This is a genomic window from Rhodococcus sp. UYP9, assembly GCF_040547235.1.
Lineage (GTDB): Bacteria > Actinomycetota > Actinomycetes > Mycobacteriales > Mycobacteriaceae > Rhodococcoides.
This window is the reverse complement of sequence record NZ_JBEPPH010000003.1, coordinates 229778-251937: the sequence shown is the minus strand read 5'-3', so window position 1 is coordinate 251937 and position 22160 is coordinate 229778. Positions and strand designations below refer to the sequence as shown.

Annotated in this window: 16 protein-coding genes and 1 pseudogene; all 17 read left to right on the top strand. The window is 62.0% G+C overall.

What is annotated here, in order from left to right:
* Positions 1-2 precede the first annotated feature (2 nt).
* The 17 genes and pseudogenes from recG (at position 3) to ABIB36_RS10805 (ending at position 22123) form a co-directional block, all read left to right on the top strand.
* Entirely contained in the window at positions 3-2282 is a 2280-nt protein-coding gene (gene recG / locus ABIB36_RS10885) for an ATP-dependent DNA helicase RecG (RefSeq protein WP_354559499.1), read from the top strand.
* 90 nt (positions 2283-2372) lie between these two features.
* Positions 2373-5783, top strand: coding sequence for a pyruvate carboxylase (locus ABIB36_RS10880; RefSeq protein ID WP_354559501.1), 3411 nt, complete (start codon positions 2373-2375; stop codon positions 5781-5783).
* 72 nt (positions 5784-5855) lie between these two features.
* Positions 5856-6413, top strand: coding sequence for a 16S rRNA (guanine(966)-N(2))-methyltransferase RsmD (gene rsmD, locus ABIB36_RS10875; protein WP_084348577.1), 558 nt, complete (start codon positions 5856-5858; stop codon positions 6411-6413).
* Between the two features lie 13 nt (positions 6414-6426).
* Positions 6427-6915, top strand: coding sequence for a pantetheine-phosphate adenylyltransferase (coaD, locus tag ABIB36_RS10870; RefSeq protein ID WP_084348578.1), 489 nt, complete (start codon positions 6427-6429; stop codon positions 6913-6915).
* A 109-nt stretch (positions 6916-7024) separates the two neighbouring features.
* The gene (locus tag ABIB36_RS10865) at positions 7025-7792 is read left to right on the top strand and encodes a DivIVA domain-containing protein (RefSeq protein WP_354559711.1); all 768 of its coding nucleotides are present in this window, start codon (positions 7025-7027) and stop codon (positions 7790-7792) included.
* 144 nt (positions 7793-7936) lie between these two features.
* Positions 7937-8545, top strand: a complete 609-nt coding sequence (locus ABIB36_RS10860; RefSeq protein WP_373270559.1) for a YceD family protein — start codon at positions 7937-7939, stop codon at positions 8543-8545.
* Between the two features lie 2 nt (positions 8546-8547).
* Entirely contained in the window at positions 8548-8730 is a 183-nt protein-coding gene (gene rpmF, locus ABIB36_RS10855; RefSeq protein WP_084348580.1) for a 50S ribosomal protein L32, read from the top strand.
* Positions 8731-8740: 10 nt separating this feature from the next.
* Positions 8741-9598 carry a ribonuclease III gene (gene rnc, locus ABIB36_RS10850; RefSeq protein ID WP_354559504.1) on the top strand — a complete coding sequence of 286 codons (858 nt, stop codon included), beginning with the start codon at positions 8741-8743 and terminating at the stop codon, positions 9596-9598.
* A gap of 10 nt (positions 9599-9608) precedes the next feature.
* Complete coding sequence (gene mutM / locus ABIB36_RS10845) at positions 9609-10475, top strand: bifunctional DNA-formamidopyrimidine glycosylase/DNA-(apurinic or apyrimidinic site) lyase (protein WP_084348582.1); 867 nt, start codon at positions 9609-9611, stop codon at positions 10473-10475.
* A 38-nt stretch (positions 10476-10513) separates the two neighbouring features.
* On the top strand, positions 10514-10942 hold the full coding sequence (locus ABIB36_RS10840; RefSeq protein WP_084348583.1) for an OsmC family protein: 429 nt from the start codon (positions 10514-10516) through the stop codon (positions 10940-10942).
* 76 nt (positions 10943-11018) lie between these two features.
* Positions 11019-11303: an acylphosphatase gene (locus ABIB36_RS10835; protein WP_084348584.1), complete on the top strand. Its 285-nt coding sequence runs from the start codon at positions 11019-11021 to the stop codon at positions 11301-11303.
* Positions 11304-11379: 76 nt separating this feature from the next.
* Positions 11380-14952, top strand: a pseudogene (gene smc, locus ABIB36_RS10830) (chromosome segregation protein SMC); the annotation flags it as partial.
* 232 nt (positions 14953-15184) lie between these two features.
* Positions 15185-16603, top strand: coding sequence for a signal recognition particle-docking protein FtsY (ftsY, locus tag ABIB36_RS10825; RefSeq protein ID WP_084348586.1), 1419 nt, complete (start codon positions 15185-15187; stop codon positions 16601-16603).
* Positions 16604-16885: 282 nt separating this feature from the next.
* A complete protein-coding gene (locus ABIB36_RS10820; protein ID WP_179142436.1) occupies positions 16886-18145 on the top strand; it encodes an ammonium transporter in 1260 nt (419 codons plus the stop codon).
* Between the two features lie 74 nt (positions 18146-18219).
* On the top strand, positions 18220-18558 hold the full coding sequence (locus ABIB36_RS10815) for a P-II family nitrogen regulator (protein WP_019664269.1): 339 nt from the start codon (positions 18220-18222) through the stop codon (positions 18556-18558).
* Positions 18548-21124: a [protein-PII] uridylyltransferase gene (locus tag ABIB36_RS10810; protein ID WP_354559509.1), complete on the top strand. Its 2577-nt coding sequence runs from the start codon at positions 18548-18550 to the stop codon at positions 21122-21124. The genes ABIB36_RS10815 and ABIB36_RS10810 overlap by 11 nt, the downstream gene beginning before the upstream one ends.
* A gap of 183 nt (positions 21125-21307) precedes the next feature.
* Entirely contained in the window at positions 21308-22123 is an 816-nt protein-coding gene (locus ABIB36_RS10805; RefSeq protein WP_084348588.1) for a M23 family metallopeptidase, read from the top strand.
* The last annotated feature ends 37 nt before the right edge of the window (positions 22124-22160 follow it).

Genomic DNA, 22160 nt, shown 5'->3' with positions numbered 1-22160 from the left:
GAATGGTGGCACTCTCGGATCGGCTCGACGGGGTCCTCGGCGACAAGGTGGCCGGGCCCTTGGCAGAATTGTTCGCGCTCGAGACCGTCGAGGATCTCTTGCGGTACTACCCACACCGTTACATGACGCAGGGCGCCGAACTGAGCGAAAAGGAACCGCCGGAGGGCGAGCACATCACCATCGTCGCGACGATCGCATCGGCAACGTTGCGAACGATGAAGGCGCGCAAAGGGCAGTTTCTTGCAGTCTCTCTCGCCGCGGAAGACCAGCAGATCGATGCGACGTTCTTCAGCCCCCACAAACTCAAGCATGTCCTCACCCCGGGAAGACGCGGAATGTTCTCGGGCAAGGTCAAGTATTTCGGCAGGCGATGGAATCTGACCCACCCGAGTTACGTGATTCTCGGCGGGGACGAGGATGACGGTGCGGTGCTCACCGAAGGTCGAGTCGTGGGTGGTGGATCTTTGGCAGGTTTGGCGCGTGGCTCGCTCGATTCGTCCGGCAGTGTCGACATGTCGGTGTTCGAGCGCACATTCGTTCCGATCTATCCCGCAGCGAAGGACGTGGAGAGTTGGACGTTCATGCGCTGCGTCCGTCAAGTTCTAGACCAGTTGGACACCGTCGAGGACCCACTTCCGCCGGAGGTGCGTTCGGTGCGGGGTCTGGTGGACCTCGACACCGCACTGCGTTGGATCCACTTTCCGGAATCAGCAGAAGAAAAGGACCAGGCCCGAGCCCGTCTGAAGTTCGATGAAGCACTCGCAGTGCAGCTCGTTTTGGCAGCACGCAGACAGGATGCGTCGAGCAGGATTGCGCCCGAATGTGCGCCACGTGTGGACGGGATTGCGGCGGAGTTCGAGCGTCGACTTCCGTTCACGTTGACTGCAGGGCAGTTGACGGTGGCGGCGGAAATCTCTGCTGACTTGTCTCAGGGACATCCGATGTCGCGATTGCTACAGGGTGAAGTGGGATCGGGTAAGACAGTGGTTGCCCTACGGGCAATGCTGCAGGTGATCGATTCAGGTCATCAATGTGCCCTGTTGGCCCCTACCGAGGTTCTGGCGTCGCAGCACGCACGATCCATCTCGGCGATGCTGGGCTCGTTGGCGGCTGCCGGCGAACTCGGATCCCACGAGCTCGCCACCAAGGTCGCACTGCTGACCGGTTCCATGTCGACGGCGGCCAAGCGGACAGCGCTGCTGGATGCAATTACCGGAGACGCCGGAATCGTGATCGGGACGCACGCGCTCATCCAAGATCGTGTCGAGTTCATGGACCTCGGCATGGTCGTCATCGACGAACAACACAGGTTCGGCGTAGAACAGCGGGATGCGCTCAGATCCAAGGCGCGAAACAACAGAAGTCCCCACCTGCTCGTGATGACGGCAACGCCGATTCCGCGGACCATCGCCATGGCCTCTCTGGGTGATCTCGAGACGTCCGTTCTGGCCGAGCTCCCGCGCGGACGCGCACCGATCAAGACCAGCGTGGTTCCGGCATCGCAGAAGCCGAGTTGGGTCGATCGTGCGTGGGAACGTATTCGTGAGGAAGTCGGCGCGGGCCGACAGGCGTACGTCGTCTGCTCTCGGATCGGTGACGACGACGCGGAGGGTACTGGGAAGCGTCCGCGAACACGTGCAGCCGGCCCCGACGACGATCGCGCACTTCCCGAGACCAAATCTGCCCTCGAGATGTACGACATGCTCACCGGTGGCCCGTTCGCCGATCTCCGTGTCGGAATGCTGCACGGCCGGATGCCCGCGGAGGAGAAGGACGCCTCGATGCAGGACTTCACAGCAGGCGAGATCGATGTGTTGGTGTGCACGACTGTGGTCGAGGTCGGCGTCGACGTACCGAATGCCACGGTCATGGTGATCGTCGACGCAGATCGGTTCGGAATCAGCCAGTTACATCAGTTACGGGGTCGCATCGGCCGTGGCGGTCACCAGGGTCTGTGCATCATGATCAGCCAACTCAGTCCGATGGGTGCTTCGTTCTCGCGTTTGACAGCGGTGGCTGCGACCAATGACGGATTCGAGTTGGCCAATCTCGATCTGACTACGCGCCGAGAGGGCGATGTGCTCGGTGCAGCACAATCGGGGACCGTGACCAGCCTTCGCCTGCTCTCACTCATCGACGACGAAGACGTGATCGCCGACGCCCATGCGTGCGCAAGGTCGCTGTTCGAGTCGGATCCGACGATGGCGGATCATCCTGGCGTCGCGTCGATGATGAAATCCGCGTGGCGGTCGGACCGAATCGACTATCTGGAGAAGTCCTGACGGGTCTCTGCACCGTTTAAGACGCCGGAATGTCTCATATCTCGAGATGGCGGACGCTGTTGGTGGACTTGTCGGCGGTAGGTTTAGCGCATGTTCTCCAAAGTGTTGGTTGCCAATCGTGGCGAGATTGCTATCCGTGCATTTCGCGCGTCGTACGAGTTGGGTGCCGCTACTGTGGCTGTCTTCCCGTTCGAGGACCGTAATTCGGTTCACCGGACGAAGGCGGACGAGGCGTATGAGATCGGGGAGAAGGGCCATCCCGTCCGCGCGTATCTGTCGGTGAAGGAAATCGTCGCTGCAGCACAGCGCAGCGGTGCCGATGCGGTGTATCCGGGGTATGGGTTCCTGTCGGAAAATCCTGATCTCGCTGCTGCGTGCGCGGCGGCGGGCATCACGTTCGTCGGGCCTTCGGCCGAGGTGCTCGAGTTGACGGGCAACAAGGCCCGCGCGATTGCCGCGGCCAAACGCGCTGGTCTCCCGGTCCTGGCCTCGTCCGAGCCGTCTTCCGACATCGAAGAATTGGTAGCGGCCTCGGAAACGATGACCTTCCCCTTGTTCGTGAAGGCAGTGGCCGGCGGCGGCGGTAGGGGTATGCGCCGGGTAGCCGAGCCGGCGCAGTTGCGTGAGTCGATCGAAGCGGCGGCGCGTGAGGCGGAGTCGGCGTTCGGTGACGCGACTGTGTTCTTGGAGCAGGCGGTTATCGATCCGCGTCACATCGAGGTGCAGATCCTGGCGGATGGGCAGGGCAACGTGGTGCACCTGTTCGAGCGGGATTGTTCTCTGCAGCGGCGTCATCAGAAGGTTATCGAGATGGCACCTGCGCCGAATCTCCCTGGGGAGCTTCGTGATCGGATGTGCGCCGACGCGGTCGCTTTCGCTAAGGAGATCGGGTACTCGTGCGCGGGCACGGTGGAGTTCCTCCTCGACACTCGGGGCAACCATGTGTTCATCGAGATGAATCCGCGTATCCAGGTGGAGCATACGGTGACCGAAGAGGTCACCGACGTCGATTTGGTACAGGCACAGTTGCGCATTGCCTCGGGGGAGACCCTCGCCGATCTGGGATTGGCCCAAGAGAACATCGTGTTGCGTGGGGCGGCACTGCAATGCCGAATTACCACCGAGGACCCGTCGAACGGTTTCCGACCCGATACCGGCCGTATCACCGCGTACCGCACCCCGGGTGGTGCCGGTGTGCGATTGGACGGTGGAACGACACTCGGTGCCGAAGTCGGCGCCTACTTCGATTCCATGCTCGTCAAGTTGACGTGTCGAGGCAGAGATTTCGATACCGCGATTGCGCGTGCGCGTCGCGCGGTGGCGGAGTTCCGTATTCGCGGCGTAGCAACGAATATCCCTTTTCTGCAGGCAGTTCTGGTCGATCCGGACTTCACTGCGGGGAGAGTGACAACCTCGTTCATCGAAGAACGTCCGCAACTGCTGACCTCGCGTACCTCCGGGGACCGCGGAACGAAGATTCTGACGTATCTGGCGGATGTGACCGTCAACAAGCCGCACGGGGAGCGCCCGTCGCCGGTGTACCCGCACGACAAACTTCCCCACGTCGATTTCTCGGCGCCGATACCCGACGGTAGTAGGCAGCGCCTGTTGGCGTTGGGGCCGGAGGGTTTCGCTCGTGATCTGCGCAATCAGAAAGCACTCGCGGTCACCGACACGACATTCCGGGATGCACATCAGTCGTTGCTCGCAACCAGGGTACGCACGTCAGGGTTGTTGATGGTCGCACCGTACGTAGCCCGCACGACGCCGGAGTTGCTCTCGATCGAATGTTGGGGCGGGGCGACATACGATGTGGCACTGCGTTTCCTGCACGAGGATCCGTGGGAACGTCTGGCTGCGTTGCGTGAGGCGGTGCCCAACGTTGCGTTGCAGATGTTGCTACGGGGCCGTAATACGGTGGGCTACACCCCGTATCCGGAGAAAGTGACCCGCAGCTTCGTCGCGGAGGCGACGGACACAGGTATCGACATCTTTCGCATCTTCGATGCGTTGAACAACGTCGACCAGATGCGTCCGGCGATCGACGCGGTTCGTGAGACGGGTACCGCGCTGGCCGAGGTCGCGTTGAGCTATACCGGTGACCTGTCGAATCCGAACGAGACGCTGTACACGCTGGACTACTACCTGAAGCTGGCGGAGCAGATAGTCGACGCGGGTGCCCATGTGCTGGCGATCAAGGACATGGCCGGTTTGCTGCGTGCCCCTGCCGCACGGACGTTGGTGACGGCGTTGCGGAGCAATTTCGATCTTCCGGTGCACGTGCACACCCACGACACTCCCGGTGGTCAGTTGGCGACGTACCTGGCGGCGTGGGAGGCGGGCGCCGATGCCGTCGACGGTGCGAGTGCTTCGATGGCAGGTGCAACTTCGCAGCCCGCGTTGTCTGCGATCGTGGCTGCTGCTGCGCACACCGAGCGAGATACGGGCCTGAATCTGGCCGCAGTATGCGATTTGGAGCCGTATTGGGAGGCGTTGCGGAAAGTGTATGCGCCCTTCGAGTCGGGTTTGATGGCTCCGACGGGACGGGTGTACACCCACGAGATTCCGGGTGGGCAGCTCTCGAATCTCCGTCAGCAGGCGATCGCATTAGGTTTGGGCGACAAGTTCGAAACTGTGGAAGAGAATTACGCTGCTGCGGATCGGATGTTGGGGCGTTTGGTCAAGGTGACGCCCAGCTCGAAGGTTGTCGGCGATCTCGCGCTCGCTTTGGTCGGCGCCGATGCGTCGGCAGAGGAGTTCGCGGAGAATCCCGGAAAGTTCGATATCCCTGATTCGGTGATCGGTTTTCTGCGTGGCGATCTCGGAATGCCTGCGGGCGGATGGCCGGAACCGTTGCGTTCGAAGGCTTTGGAGGGGCGAAGTGAGGGCAAGCCCGAGACCGAGCTGACCGTCGAGGAGGAACGGAGTCTCGATGGGACGTCGGCGACGCGTCGGGAGATGTTGAATCGGTTGCTCTTTCCGGGTCCTAGTGCGGAGTTGGCGGAGCATCGGGAAAAGTACGGCGATACCTCGCGGTTGTCGGCGAATCAGTTTTTCTACGGTTTGCGTCAGGGAGATGAGCATCGTGTTCGGCTCGAGAAGGGCGTGGAGTTGCTGATCGGGCTGGAGGCCATTTCCGATGCCGATGAGCGAGGGATGCGCACGGTGATGTGCATTCTGAACGGTCAGTTGCGTCCGGTGTCGGTTCGTGATCGTTCGATTTCGAGTGAGGCGCCGACGATCGAGAAAGCGGATCGGTCCAATTCCGGTCATGTTCCGGCACCGTTTGCTGGTGTGGTGACGTTGGTAGTGGCCGTCGGGGACGAGGTCTCGGTGGGAGAGACGGTTGCCACGATCGAAGCGATGAAGATGGAAGCCGCGATCACCGCATCCAAGGGTGGGAAGGTCAGCCGCCTGGCCATCGGCGGTGTCCAGCAAGTCGAGGGCGGGGATCTGCTCGTCGTGATAGGCAGCGGCGAAGGCACTTCGGTGAACGACTGACGGGGTGTGGACACGGCGGCCAAAAGGAACTCGACACCGAGTAGCCTTCTGTAACTGAGTAACCTTCTGTAGATGACCCGGATCGTGGCAGGCATCGCAGGAGGCCGAACCCTGAAAGTCCCGCCTCGCGGCACGCGTCCAACATCGGACCGTGTCCGCGAGGCGTTGTTCAGCTCGTTGGACTCGCGTCTGGATCTCGACGGCGCTGCCGTGCTCGATCTCTATGCCGGGTCGGGCGCCCTTGGATTGGAAGCACTTTCACGCGGTGCGTCGACTGTCGTGATGGTGGAGTCCGATCCGCGAGCGGCAGAGGTGATTCGGGGTAACGCCGCCGGCATCGGGTTGCCCGGGGCGTCCGTTCGATGTGCTCCTGTCTCCGCAGTGTTGGCAAGCCAGGCCGACCGTCGTTACGACCTCGTGTTGGCCGACCCTCCCTATGCCATCGCCGATTCCGCGGTTGCGCAGATGCTCGTCGAACTTCTCACGAACGGTTGGTTGGCACCGGAAAGTCTTGTGGTGTTGGAACGCTCGTCCAGATCGGCGGAAACCGCCTGGCCCGAAGGCTTGGTGGCGGAGAAGGTCAAGAAGTACGGCGAGACGCGAATCGAAATCGCCGGACTGGCACGGTGATAGCGTGAGCGCCATGACTGGAGCAGTGTGTCCTGGATCCTTCGACCCGGTGACCAATGGCCATATCGATGTGATCACCAGGGCTGCGGCGCAGTTCGATGAGATCATTGTCACCGTCATGATCAACAAGAGCAAGCGCGGCCTGTTCTCTGTCGACGAGCGCATCGAGCTTCTCGGCGAAGCGACGGCCCATCTGAAGAACGTCCGGATCTCCTCGTGGCACGGACTGCTCGTGGACTATGCGAAGCAGGAGGGCTTCACTGCGATCGTGAAGGGTCTGCGTGGAGCAAACGATTTCGACTACGAACTTCAGATGGCCCAGATGAATCAGCGATTGACAGGTGTGGACACCCTTTTCATCCCCGCGAATCCATCGTTCAGCTTCCTGTCCAGTTCGCTGGTCAAAGAGGTTGCTACCTTCGGTGGAGACGTCGCAGGAATGGTCCCCGAGAATGTTCACTCCAGACTACTGAGCCGCATCGCCGAGCGCGCCGCCGAATAGATCGGGCGACACACCGAGGCGAGTGCGACGCGCAGGCAGCAATCACCAGGCAAACTGGAAGTGCACTTACCGCACGTTTCTTCGTAGTTTCTATCGATTGGGGTTACCGGTGTACCGCGTATTCGAGGCACTCGACGAACTCGTCGCCATTGTCGAGGAGGCGCGCGGTGTCCCTATGACGGCCGGCTGCGTTGTTCCTCGCGGCGACGTCCTTGAACTTCTCGATGATGTGCGCGACTCGATTCCCGGTGAACTCGACGACGCGCAAGACGTTCTCGATCACAAGGACAAACTGGTCACGGACGCTCGGGCGACGGCAGAGAAAACTGTCACCTCGGCCAACGACGAAGCCCAGGACACCGTCGAGAATGCGCGCGATTCCGCTGACCGAATATTGGCGGATGCGAAATCGCAGGCCGATCGCATGGTTGCCGAGGCGAAGGCTCACGCTGAGCAACTCGTCGACGATGCGAACGACACCGCAGAGCGTTCGGTCGAAGCAGGAAGGCGTGAGTACGAGACGCTGACGACGCGAGCGCGGTCGGAGTCGGAGCGTCTCATCGAGTCGGGTCAGGCTTCGTACGATCGATCGGTCGCAGACGGAGCCGAGGAGCAGGCGCGGTTGGTCGATCAAACCGAGGTCGTGCAGGCCGCACGTACAGAATCCGCGCGCATCGTCGACACTGCGCATGCCGAATCAGACCGAATGCGCAGTGAATGCGACGTCTATGTCGATACCAAGCTGGCGGAGTTCGAGGAGTTCCTCAGTGGCACTATTCGCTCTGTGGGGCGTGGCCGCCAGCAGTTGCGAACCGGATCGGGTGTCCCGGACTACGGCCCGGATCCGTCCGGCGAGGGGCGTCGTCCGCGCAGGTAGATCGTCCAGATTTGCTCATGCCTGAGTCTGTGCGTACCGTTGTGTGGTTGCCCAAAGGTTGTCCGGGCCCGGCGCGCCATGTCGGTGCGGTTGGTCCAACAGCTCCAAGGTGATCGAATCAATCGTCTGAGCAGGAAGATTACTGTGTCTACCCGTCGTAATACCCCTCGTGCCGAAGCAGGCACGGGATTCGTGCTGGACATCGACAACCTGAGCCGTCGGCCCGGGTCCATGACAGAGATCCAGCGGACGATTGTCGCGCCCACGCGAATCGGCCTCGATGCGATCGCCATCGAAAAGGGGTCGCCGGTCGATCTCGATCTTCGCCTCGAAGCTGTATCGGAGGGTGTGCTCGTTACCGGCACCGTCCGCGCAGACACTGCGGGCGAGTGCTCGCGGTGCCTGGAGCCTGTTTCGGGGGCGGTGGATGTGTACCTCACCGATCTGTTCGCTTACCCGTCCAGCGTCACTGAGGACACGACCGACGAGGAGGAGATTCATCGCGTAGTCGATGATCAGATAGACCTACAGCCAGTCGTCGTGGATGCGGTCGGATTGGAGCTTCCATTGCATCCTCTCTGCCGTGAAAACTGTCAGGGATTGTGCTCGGAATGCGGCATCAACCTGGCGATTGCGGAATCTGGACATAATCATGAGATAGTTGATCCTCGCTGGGCTGGACTTGCAGCCAAATTTGGCGTGGATCCAGTATCGAGCACCGAACTTGTGAACAACGAAGCCGAGGAGAAGTAGAAGTGGCTGTCCCGAAGCGTAAAATGTCGCGTTCCAACACGAGGTCGCGTCGTGCACAGTGGAAGGCCACAGTGCCTACGCTTGTCACGTGCCCCAACCGTGGATGCGGCGAGAAGACACTGCCCCACATTGCGTGCCCCTCGTGCGGCACCTACAAGGGCCGACAGGTAGCAGCAGCTGTCTGATCTTCAGCACATGACATCGAAGAGCAGTTCTACTCACCTGAACGGCTCGACAGCTGACAGCGGCGGGGACGACCGAGAGTCGCTCCTCGCCGCTCTTGGCGTCGTACTTGCTGAACCCCTGTTGACTCTGGCATTGACCCACCGGTCGTACGCGTACGAGCGTGGTGGTCTGCCTACCAACGAGCGGCTGGAATTCCTGGGTGATTCGGTTCTCGGCTTGACCGTGACCGAGGAGCTCTACACTGCTCATCCGGAGAAATCCGAAGGCGAGTTGGCCAAGATTCGTGCCAGCGTCGTGAACATGCATGCTTTGGCCGAGGTGGCACGCGAACTCGGTGAAGGCGGCCTCGGCCGTCATCTCCTGCTCGGCAAAGGCGAGGAACAGACCGGTGGTCGTGACAAGCCCAGCATTCTGGCCGATGGCATGGAGTCCCTGTTGGGCGCGATTCACCTCCAGCATGGGATAGAGGTCGCACGTCGTGTCGTTCTGACCCTGTTCGCACGTTTACTGGACCGAGCACCACGCTTGGGCGCCGGCCTGGACTGGAAGACCAGTCTTCAGGAGCTGACTGCTGTGGAATCGCTTGGCGTGCCCGTATACGAAATCTCCTCCACGGGACCAGACCACGACAAAGAATTCACCGCGACCGTCGTCGTCGGCGGTAAGCCACTCGGCGTAGGTGTGGGTCGATCCAAGAAGGAAGCCGAGCAGAAGGCAGCGAGTACTGCCTGGAAGGACATCTCCGACGGAAACGGGAGCTCTGCCGCCGTCGAGCCCCCCTCCGTAAAGCCCTCCTCCGTAAAGCCCTCCGCCGGCGCACTCGATTCGCCCGCCACCGACGTCGCTACCGCCCCGCACGCGGAGTAGCGGATACCCGATGCCCGAGTTACCCGAGGTCGAAGTAGTGCGCCTCGGTCTCGAATCGCACGTAGTCAACACAACCATCGAATCGGTGGAGGTACTGCACCCTCGCGCGGTCCGGCGTCACTTTGCTGGTGCGCGGGATCTGGAGGCTCAGCTACACGGCCGCCGTATCGTGTCGGCGGAGCGTCGCGGCAAGTATCTGTGGCTTCCACTCGATGCGCATGACGACGCGATAGTCGTGCACTTGGGAATGAGCGGCCAAATGCTCGTGCAGCCACCGTCGGTGCCTGCCGAGAAGCACCTCCGCATCCGTGTGGGGCTGGATAACGGAGCCGAACTCCGATTCGTCGATCAACGAACTTTCGGTGGTTGGGCCATCGCGCACCTCGAATCTGTCGACGGGTCCGTGGTTCCAGAGACCGTGGCACACATCGCACGAGACCCGGTGGATCCGTTGTTCGATGCGGAATCCGTCGTGAACGTGTTGCGGGGCAAACACACCGAGATCAAGCGCGCCGTACTCGACCAAACGGTGCTGTCGGGCGTGGGCAACATCTACGCCGACGAGGCACTGTGGCGCGCCAAGATTCACGGCAACCGAATTGCAGAGACCTTGTCGAGGCCAGTTCTACGCACACTGTTGACCTCGGTTCACGCGGTGATGGGTGAGGCTCTCGCGCAAGGCGGCACATCCTTCGACGCGCTGTATGTCAATGTCAACGGCGAATCGGGATACTTCGATAGGTCGTTGGATGCGTACGGCCAAGAGGGGCTGCCATGTTCGCGTTGTGGTACCCCGATCCGGCGTGAGAAGTTCATGAACAGATCGTCGTACAGCTGTCCCACCTGCCAGCCGCGACCTCGAAATACTCGGACCTGACGCTGCCCTGACTGCCGTTCACTCTAGAATCGACTCTCATGGCTGATGAGAGCACACCGACGGCACTGTGGGTCGAACGGACGGGGACGCGTCGATACACCGGAATGAGCTCGCGAGGAGCCGAGGTGTTGATCGGTTCGGAATCGGTCGACGGGGTTTTCACCCCTGGCGAGTTGCTCAAGATCGCGCTCGCGGCATGCACCGGGATGAGTTCGGATCTCCCATTGTCGCGCCGCCTCGGTGACAATTACGACTCGAAGGTGACGGTGTCTGGCTCTGCCGATCGCGAGAACGAACGCTACCCGGAGTTGCGTGAGGTACTCGCGGTCGATCTCAGCGAGCTCGACCCCGATGCGCAGCAGCGATTGCTGGTCGTCGTCGAGCGCGCCATCGACAAGGTGTGCACCGTCGGACGCACGTTGAAAGCAGGCGCTGAAGTATCTCTCGAAATCGACGTGGACGGCTGACGATGGGGATTCCGACGTCGATGGCGATCGACTCGCTCGTCCTCTACTGCACGGTTCCGACAGAACGGTCCGAAAGTTGACCTCTACGTGTGAGATCCGGTTGACCGCTTGGGTGCACGGTTCGGTGCAAGGCGTCGGGTTTCGATGGTGGACCCGTTCGCGCGCCCTCGAACTCGGACTGAGCGGCCACGCGACGAACAGCGCGGACGGTCGAGTGCTCGTCATTGCCGAGGGTGCACGAGAAAGCGCCGAGCGCCTCCTCGCATTGCTTCGTGGAGGAGATACGCCGGGCGTGGTGACCCTCGTCGTGGAGAGCTGGGATCGGCCGCGTGGTGGGCTCAACGGCTTCGTCGAGCGGTGATGAAGGGACGTATTCGGACCGTGACGCTCCAGATCTCGTACGCGCAGGTGAGGTACACCCGGTACTCTGAAGCGCCATGCATCTCAAGAGTCTGACGCTCAAGGGCTTCAAGTCCTTTGCTTCGGCGACGACTCTTCGTTTCGAGCCAGGTATTACCTGCGTCGTCGGGCCCAATGGGTCGGGGAAGTCCAACGTCGTGGACGCTCTCACCTGGGTGATGGGGGAGCAGGGAGCGAAGGCTCTACGTGGCGGCAAGATGGAAGATGTCATCTTTGCGGGCACGTCGGGACGTGCACCGCTGGGGCGTGCGGAAGTGACGCTCACGATCGACAACTCCGACGGAGCGTTGCCCATCGACTACTCCGAGGTGTCGATCACCAGGCGAATGTTTCGTGATGGGGCAGGCGAATACGAGATCAACGGAGCCTCGTGTCGACTGATGGACGTTCAGGAATTGCTGAGCGACTCCGGCATCGGACGCGAAATGCACGTCATCGTCGGGCAGGGGCGGCTCGCTGCGATCCTCGAATCCAGGCCGGAAGATCGACGGGCGTTCATCGAAGAGGCTGCGGGCGTTCTCAAACACCGTAAACGCAGAGAGAAGGCGGTCCGCAAGCTCGACGCCATGCAGGCGAACCTGGCTCGACTGACCGACCTGACCACCGAGCTTCGACGTCAACTCAAGCCTCTCGGTCGTCAAGCCGAAGTCGCTCGTCGCGCGCAGACGGTCCAAGCGGATCTTCGCGACGCCCGGCTGCGTATCGCGGCCGACGACTTGGTCGGCCGACGTGCAGAGTTTGCCAACCAGACTCAGGACGAAGCTGCCGCCCGCGAACAGTACGCGACTGTTCAGGACACGCTCGAGGCAGGCAATGTCGCACTCGGAGAGCTCGAACAGTCGGTTGCACGGTTGACTCCGAGCGCGGAGGCCGCCGGGCAAATCTGGTTTCAGTTGTCCGCACTCGCCGAACGAGTCAACGCCACCATCCGAATCGCGAAAGAGCGTGCACGTCATCTCGATTCGGCTTCGTCGACGGGCCGTGGTCAGGACCCGGACGAACTCGAAGCTCAGGCGGATCGTGTCGCCGAAGAAGAATTGGAACTCGTCGAGGCCGTCGAGATCGCACGCGAGTCTCTCGAGGCTGCACGCGAACAGCTGGCCGAACGTGAGGCTGCGGCGTCCGAGGCCGAACGCGCTCATATGGCTGCGGTGCGTGCGGTCGCCGATCGCCGAGAAGGATTCGCCCGGCTTTCCGGGCAGGTCGACACCTACCGAACCAAGGCCGATTCCACCGATGCAGAGGTTGCTCGGCTGTCCGTGGCGATCGACGAGGCTCGTGAGCGCGGAGACATTGCGCAGATGGAGTTCGAGAGCGTCCAGGACCAGATAAGCGGGCTCGACGCCAGTGAATTGAGTCTCGACACGCAGTACGAACGAGCCGTGATGGCGCTCCGAAGTGCGGACGCGCGCGTGACCGAACTGCAGAACGAGGACCGTGTTGCGGGGAAAAAGGTTGCCTCGTATCAGGCTCGAATAGAAGCGTTGAAGATGGGACTCGAACGCAAGGACGGAGCCAGTTGGCTCATCGAGAACTCTCAGCCTGGACTGTCCGGTTTACTTTCCGACCGCATCAGCGTGGAAACGGGCTTCGAGGTGGCGGTGGCGGTGGCATTGGGCCCCGTAGCCGATGCCGCTCACGCCGAATCGTTGACGAGCGCACTCGATGCCGTTCTGGCACTGCGCGATGCGGACGGTGGACGTGCAGCTGTCGTCTTCGGTGATGTCACGCCTTCCGCGAATCTTCGCACCGTCCAGTTGCCGCATGGCGCGTGGTGGGCGCTCGATGTGATTCAGTTCCCCGATGCGCTTTCCGGTTCGATGAGTGCGTTGCTCGACGGCATCGTAGTAGTCGAATCTCTCGACGACGCCGCGGCATTGGTGCAGTCGTCACCTGGACTCAGGGCAGTGACGAAGGCCGGGGATCTTCTCGACACAGGATGGGTGACGGGCGGCTCGGACAGGCGGCCGAGCACCATCGAGGTGCAGTCGGCGATCGATACCTCGACAGTCGAACTTGCTGCCGCAGAACGACATTCGGCCGAGCTCGAGGCTGCACTGTCCGGAGCTCTCGCCGAGCAATCCGATCGCCGTGAATCCGCCGAACAAGCGCTGGCCGCGCTCAACGAGTCCGATGCTGCGATTGCAGCGGTGTACGAGCAGCTAGGTCGCCTCGGTCAGCTGGCGCGATCGGCACACGCAGAATCCTCGCGCTTGACCGAGCAACGAAATCGAGCAGAAACCGGTCGGGAAGAGGCTCTGACTGCGTTGGCGGAGCTCGAGGAGCGGCTCCGGTTGGCCGAGGACGAGCAGGCCGGGACCGACAGTGGATCCGATTCGGGTGAATCGATCATGGCGCGTGAGATGGCTGCCGCCGCATTGTCCGAGGTTCGATCGGTCGAGGTCGACGCACGTCTGAATGTCCGGACAGCCGAGGAGCGGGCGCAGTCCGTCCGGGGTCGCGCGGACTCGATGCGTCGAGCTGCCCGCGCCGAACGTGAGGCTCGAGCACGGGCCGAACGGGAGTTGATAGGGCGTCGACACGCTGCAGCGGTCGCGCAAGCGGTTGCGTCCGCCGGTGATCGCGTAGCCGAACGGCTCGCCGGCGTCGTCGCTGCCGCTGCCGCTCGTCGTGACGAGCTTGCTGCCCAGCGTGCCACCGCTGCAACTGAATTGGACCGGGTCAAAGAACAGGTTCGAGCTCTCCAAGCCCAGCTCGCGTCGATCACCGACGCAGTCCACCGCGATGAAATTGCTCGCGCGCAGGCTGCACTCAGAATCGAGCAGCTCGAGGCGACTATCCTCGAACAGCACGGCATCGGACTCGACGACCTGATCGCCGAATATGGACCGGAGGTGAGCCTGCCACCGACGGAACTCGAGATGAGTGAGTACGAGGCCGCCAAGGAACGTGGAGAACAGGTGGTGGCACCCGCCCCGATACCGTTCGACCGGGGGTCTCAGGAAAAGCGGGCGAAGCGTGCCGAACGGGACTTGGCGACCCTCGGAAAGGTGAATCCCCTCGCACTCGAAGAATTCGCTGCGCTCGAAGAGCGATACAACTTCCTCTCCACACAACTGGAGGACGTCAAGTCCGCCCGCAAGGATCTGCTCGAGGTGGTCGCCGATGTCGACGAGAGAATCCTGCAGGTCTTCACCGAAGCGTGGTACGACGTCGAACGTGAGTTCACCCAGGTGTTCGCCAAGTTGTTCCCAGGGGGAGAGGGAAGACTGATCCTCACCGAACCAGGGAACATGCTCACCACAGGTATCGAGGTCGAAGCACGCCCACCAGGAAAGAAGGTCAAGCGACTGTCCCTGCTGTCCGGCGGCGAGAAGTCCTTGACCGCCGTAGCGATGCTGGTGGCTATTTTTCGAGCGCGACCGTCTCCGTTCTACGTGATGGACGAGGTCGAAGCGGCACTGGACGACACGAACCTCCGACGTCTGATCGGCTTGTTCGAGCAACTTCGCGAGAAGTCGCAGCTGATCGTCATCACCCACCAGAAGCCGACGATGGAGGTTGCCGACGCACTGTACGGAGTATCGATGCGCGGCGACGGCATCACGACGGTGATTTCGCAACGCCTCAACCGCAACCGAGTCGAGACGATCGGCAGCGTGACGGCCCCCGATGTCAGCGAGTCGGATCTCCTCGGGGCACCGGTCCCAGATGACCGTGTCCGTGAAAATTCCGTGCCTGCAGCCGAAGTTTCTGTGCCGGAAGGCTCTGAGTCCTCGAACTGAGTTCGAGTGATGTGCTGTGCACTTGCCCGCCAGGGTGCCGGTTGGGTGGCGAAGACGCTCCTGACAGGATGGACGCGTGAGTAGCGAAGCATGGATCATCGTCGCGGCCGTTCTGGCCATCCTGGCCGTGGGGCTCGTAGTCGGGCTCGTGGTGTCGCGTCGTCGGCGAATATCGCTTACCTCTTCGGAGACACCGAAGATCGAGGAGGGCGAGAAAGACAAGTCGGGTGGATACAAGGCCGGTGGCGGATTCTCGTTCAGCCAGGGAAGCGCGGTTGCAGAGCCGGATCTTGCGCCGAAACCCCTGCCTGAGCCTCTACCCGAGCCCAAGCCTGTGGCCGCGCCGGAGCCTCAGCCTTCCCCGGAGCCCCAGCCTTCTCTGGAGCCCCAGCCTTCTCTGGAACCTGAGCCTTCTCTGGAGCCAGAGCCTTTTCTGGAACCTGAGCCGTCGGCAGAGCCCGAGCCGTCTTTGGAGCCTCAGCCGTCTCCGGAACCTGAGCCGTCCCCGGAGCCCGAGCCGGCGCCTGCTCTGGATTCCGATTCGGAATCCGCCGCGCCGATTCTCGACGAGATTGCTCCTACCGATGGGCGGCTGGATCGCCTCCGCGGTCGACTCTCTCGTTCGCAGTCCGCGATCGGTAAGAGCTTGTTGGGCATCCTCGGCGGTGGCGACCTCGATGAGGATTCGTGGGAAGAAGTCGAGGACACACTGCTGATCGCTGACCTCGGTTCGTCCACGACCAACGAGATCATGACCTCGCTGCGCGAGCAGATGGCGTCGCGCAGCATCCGCACCGAGGCCGACGCCAGAGCGTTGCTGCGCGAAATCCTCATCAAGCAGTTGCACCCGGAGTTCGATCGGTCGATCAGAGCGCTGCCGCATGAGGGCACTCCCGCTGTTCTACTTGTCGTCGGTGTGAACGGGACCGGCAAGACGACCACGACAGGCAAGTTGGCCCGCGTGCTCGTTGCGGACGGGCGTCGGGTCCTGTTGGGTGCCGCGGATACGTTCCGCGCCGCTGCGGCGGACCAATTGCAGACGTGGGGCGAGCGTGTGGGTGCCGACGTCGTTCGCGGCAAAGACGGCGCCGATCCGGCTGCCGTTGCCTTCGACGCAGTGAGTCGAGGTATCGAACAGGGGGTCGATGTCGTTCTTGTCGACACCGCCGGACGTCTCCATACGAAGTCCGGATTGATGGACGAACTCGGCAAGGTCAAGCGGGTAATCGAGAAGCGAGCGCACGTCGACGACGTGTTGCTGGTGCTGGATGCGACCGTGGGGCAGAACGGTCTGATGCAGGCACGCGTATTCGCCGAGGTAGTGAACATCACCGGGGTGGTATTGACCAAGCTCGACGGTACTGCCAAAGGTGGCATCGTCTTCCAGGTGCAGCGTGAACTCGGAGTGCCGGTCAAGCTCGTCGGACTCGGGGAGGGCGCCGACGATTTGGCACCTTTCGAGCCCGAGGCCTTCGTCGACGCGTTGCTCGGCTGACCGGATCGGCTCGGTCGATCTGAGTCCGGAGTGCGTCGGGCGGTAAGTAGTCGGCCGAATTTTCGGTTTCTCGGAATTCGATGAAAACTACGAAACGCCTGCACGAAATGTTATTGCAACAATTCTGGTCCATCCGTTCACACGAGTGAAACACCAGAGTGTCATGGATGAAACTTCGTGAAACCACTCTTCTCTCAGACGGTGCACCATCCGGTGCGCACGAGAAGGAGGGTGTACGTGAGTCCCGAGGAATTGTTGGCCAACTCCGGCAATGCTGCCTGGATGCTGACAGCAGCATCGTTGGTGCTGCTGATGACGCCAGGTCTGGCGTTTTTCTATGGTGGTATGTCGCAGCAGAAGTCCGTACTCAACATGATGATGATGTCTTTCGGGGCAATGTTCGTCGTCGCACTCGTCTACGTCCTATGGGGATGGTCGATGTCGTACGGAACCGAGAACATCGGCGGGGTGTTCGCGAACCCCTTCGAGTTCTTCGGTTTGAAGGATTCGATCACCGATGCGGACGGAAACTTCCTCGCCGGCGCCTGGGGCTACCCGAACGTCATCGATATTGCCTTCCAGGTGACGTTCGCGATCATCACGGTCGCACTCATCAGCGGTTCGCTCGCTGGACGCGTCAAGTACGGCACCTGGCTGGTGTTCGCCGGCGTCTGGGTCACCTTGGCTTACTTCCCCCTCGCACACATGGTGTGGGGCGGCGGATTGCTCTCCGGTTCGGAGGACGGCTTCGCGGCGAAAATCTTCGGCACGACCGACGACGGCGACGGCGGACTCGTTGCGGCTGTCCCGCCGATCGACTTCGCTGGTGGCACCGTGGTCCACATCAACGCGGGAATCGCCGGTCTGATTCTGGCGCTCATCATCGGCAAGCGCGCAGGATTCGGTCGAGTTGCGTTTCGGCCGCACAATCTCCCGTTCGTCATGCTCGGTGCGGCTCTGCTGTGGTTCGGTTGGTTCGGATTCAACGCAGGCTCCGCTTTCGCTGCTGACGGGTTCGCGGGTCTGGCCTGGGTCAATACCACTACTGCTGCGGCAGCCGCGATCGCCGGCTGGCTCGTCGTGGAACGTATCCGTGACGGCCATGCCACCAGCCTCGGTGCTGCTTCGGGCATCGTCGCAGGCTTGGTTGCCATCACACCCGCTGCGGGCGCCCTGACCCCGATCGGATCGATCTTCCTCGGCGTCATCGCCGGAGTACTCTCCGCTCTGGCCGTCGGCCTCAAATTCAAGTTCGGCTACGACGACTCGCTCGACGTCGTCGGTGTCCACCTCGTATCAGGTCTGTGGGGCACCATCGGAATCGGCTTCTTCGCGTCCGAGACCGGGCTGTTCTACGGTGGCGACTACAAGCAGTTGGTCGTCCAGACGGTCATCGCTCTTTCTGCCGTGATCTTCACCGGTGTCATCACCGCGATCATCGCGTTTGCGCTCAAGCCACTCGGCTGGCGCGTGTCGGAAGAAGGCGAAGCCAAGGGTATCGACGAAGCTGAGCACGCTGAGACTGCGTACGACTTCGCTTGACAGGGTAAAGATAGGGGGCGAGAAGTCGCTCCGAATACAACCGAGCATTCGTGAGCTTGTGAAGGGAAGCACAAATGAAGCTGATCACGGCAATCGTCAAACCGTTCACCTTGGAGGACGTCAAGACAGGCCTCGAACAAGCCGGCGTGCTAGGCATGACGGTCAGTGAAGTCCAGGGTTATGGACGTCAGAAGGGCCACACCGAGGTCTACCGTGGTGCCGAGTACTCCGTCGACTTCGTTCCGAAGGTACGCGTGGAGGTCGTCGTCGACGACGCCGCAGTGGAGAAGGTCGTGGAGGTAATCGTCGAAGCTGCACGTACCGGCAAGATCGGTGACGGCAAGGTATGGGTTTCGCCGGTCGACTCGGTCATCCGAGTTCGTACCGGTGAACGTGGCGCCGATGCGCTCTGACCCCAACGGGTCGCGGGCAGGGGGCCCCGATTCTGGAGCGAAAGCTACAGGGTCGGGGCCTTCGGTCTCGAAGGGCCCGATGGTCTCGAAGGGCATGGTCTCGAAGGGCATGGCCTCGAACGGAACCGTGTCCAAGAGCACCAGTGACGCAGCCGCAGATCTGGCGCGAGCGAGAAAGCAGCTGCTCGACGACGGAAGCCGGAACCGTCGCCTCGACGCGCCCTCGCTTCGACAAGCTTTGGTCGATCTGCACGAGTTCTGGTTGACCACCAAGGGCGCCGAGCTCGGTATCAAACCGGATTCCGGATTCGCAATCGTTGCGGTGGGTGGACTGGCGCGTCGCGAAATGTTGCCCTATTCCGATCTCGATCTGATTCTTCTTCATGACGACATGCCGGCCGGACTCGTCGCCGATGTGGCGGACAAGCTCTGGTATCCGTTGTGGGACGCACACATCAAGCTCGATCACAGCGTCCGTACCGTTCCGCAGGCTCTGCAGGTTGCAGCGTCGGACCTGACTGCTGCTCTCGGAATGCTCGAAGCGCGGCACATTGCCGGTGATGTCGAATTGAGCAATTTGCTGATCGGTGGTGTTCGACGAGAGTGGCGGACGAATATCCGTTCTCGCTTCGAAGAGTTGATCATTCAAACTCGGTCTCGTTGGGCCCGAAGCGGAGAGATCGCCCATCGTGCCGAGCCCGAACTGAAGAGTGGCCGTGGAGGGTTGCGCGACGTTCAGCTACTCGATGCGCTGTCCATTGCACAACTCACCGACGGTATGCCGGGGCTCGGGCCGGAGTCGCCGGGCGGCGGACTTGCCTTCGCACATGGCCGTTTGCTCGATGTCCGGACCGAACTGCACCGAGTTGCAGGCCGAGCACGCGATCAGCTTCGTGCGCAGGACGCCGACGAGATCGGCGCGGCATTGCGTATCGGCGACAGATTCGATCTCGCTCGCGTACTCAGCGATTCGGCTCGCACCATCAGCTACTCGGTGGATGTCGGCCTTCGCACCGCCGGCAATTCCCTGCCTCGGCGCGGATTGTCACGCCTCCGGCGGGTTCCGGTTCGGCGCCCGCTCGACGAGGGTGTCGTCGAACATGGCGGTGAAGTAGTACTTGCGCGTGACGCTCGTCCGAACAAGGATCCCGGGCTGATAATGCGGGTTGCCGCTGCCTCCGCGCAGACGGCAATGCCGATGTCGGCCTCGACGTTGAATCGCTTGTCCGAAAGCGCACCCGAGTTACGCGAACCGTGGCCGAAGGAAGCGTTCAACGACCTGTTGGTGCTGCTGGGGTCAGGACGCCGAGCTATCGCCGCGATCGAGGCGCTGGATCGGACCGGCCTGTGGGGTCGGCTGATTCCGGAATGGGGAGCCGTTCGTGATCTGCCGCCGCGCGATGCGGTGCACACGTGGACGGTCGACCGGCATCTCGTGGAAACTGCTGCGTACGCAAGCGCTTTGACGACACGTGTGGCCCGACCGGACCTGCTCGTCCTCGGAGCTTTGATCCACGACATCGGGAAGGGGAGGGGCGGAGACCACAGTGTGGTCGGCGCTGAACTCGCGACACAGATCGGGAACCGGCTGGGGCTATGGCCTTCCGACGTCACGTTGCTGTCGAAAATGGTGCTCCACCACCTGCTGCTTCCGGACACAGCGACTCGTCGCGACCTCGACGACCCAGCCACCGTGGAGAAGGTGGTGCAGACCCTCGGATCGGACACTGTCCTTCTGGAGCTGCTGCACGCTCTCGCCGAAGCAGATTCGTTGGCGACCGGCCCTGGCGTGTGGGGTGATTGGAAGGCCTCACTCATCCGCGAACTGGTTCGGCGATGTCGCTTGGTCATGGCAGGGGAGAGCTTGCCGACTGCTGACCCGCTCGATCCCGCCCACATCGCTTTGGCGGAGAAGGGAGGAGTTCACGTCGATCTGCAGCCGACCGAGGGTTCGCACACGTTCGTGGTCACCGTGATCGCTCCGGACAATCCTGGTTTGCTGTCCGACGCAGCCGGCGTTTTGGCACTGCAATCCTTGCGAGTGCTGTCGGCTTCGCTCGGTAGTCATGAGGGGACTGCCGTGAATTCTTTTGCGGTCGCACCACTGTTCGGCTCACCGCCTCAGGCCGGTCTGCTGCGTCAAGAAATTATTCGCGCGCAGTCCGGTGAGCTCGATCTGCTCGGCATGCTCGACGCGAAGGAACGTGATGCTCGGCCGGAGAACCTGGACGGCGAAGTCGATGCGGCAGTTCCGGTTCTGTATGCGCAGGCGCCCCCGAGAGTCCTGTGGTTCGACGGAACCGAGCCTGGTCAGGTGGTCCTCGAATTGCGCGCCGAGGATCGGCTGGGCTTGCTTTGTCGACTGGCCAGCGCGCTCGAACGCTGCGGTGCACACGTCCGCTGGGCGAGAGTGACGACCCTGGGAACGTCGGTCATCGATGCGTTCTGCATCGATCTGGCAGGGTCGGACAGCCGTGATACTCGCGAAGAAATCGAGCGAGCGGTACTCGCGGTCGTTCCGGCCCCCGAACCGCCGAAACCGACGGTGAAGCCGGAGGGCACCTGAACGCTGGTTCGGGTGGTCAGAGACGAATCCTCCAGAGAGTAGTGATATTTCATAAAGATTCGGTTACGGTCTGTGCGGGCGAGATCAATTTGTTATGTTCACGCCATCGAACGAAAGTACGACTTCCGGTCGTTTCACGACGCTCGAGATTCATGCACGCCGACGACTGATGAGGTATTAACTGTGGGATCCCACCGGCGGTCGAACATGTACGTTCCGATCGAGATGGACATCGATGCACCGCGCGGGCGTCACAGGGCACACGTAGAGAAGAACGAAGCAGGACTGCGGGCCGCGACGATCGTTCTGGCTACCGGCGCGATCGTCGCGGGAGCTGCACAATTGGGGGCGGGTACCGCCGCCGCTGCCCCTGCACCGGAGGCTCCGACGGCAGGGTTGCCGTTCGAGATTCCGCAGAATCTTCTCCCCGGAGGCTTCGAGTTGCCGGCGGGTATCGAGCTCCCGGAGAACATTGCGCTCCCACAAGGTCTTCAGCTTCCGGACACGTCCAACCTGCAGGGCTTCGGAATTCCTGACGTCGGAGCCGCAGCCCAAGATTTGATCAGGGGTCTCCAGCCCATCAAAGAGCGGGCCGTCCAGCCTGTATCAGGTGTTCTCACATCGAAATTCGGGTCACGTTGGGGCGCGCACCACGGTGGTCTCGATATCGCTGCTCCGATCGGAACACCGATTTTGGCCGCGACCGACGGCCAGGTGACCGCAGCGGGCCCGGCCTCCGGATTCGGCCTGTGGGTAAAGGTGCTGCACGAGGACGGTACCGAGACCGTCTACGGGCACATCAACGATTATTCGGTGACACCCGGACAGCATGTGACGGCAGGTCAGCAGATCGCCACGGTGGGTAACCGCGGCGAATCCAGCGGCCCGCACCTACATTTCGAGGTCCACGATCCGAGTGGCGTGAAGGTCGATCCCGCCGAGTGGCTCTCCATGCGTGGAGTCGCGGTCACATGGACCGACCCGGCGCTCAACGCCTGATCTCGAAGGTCGTTTTCCGGCGCGCGCAGCGCTGTAG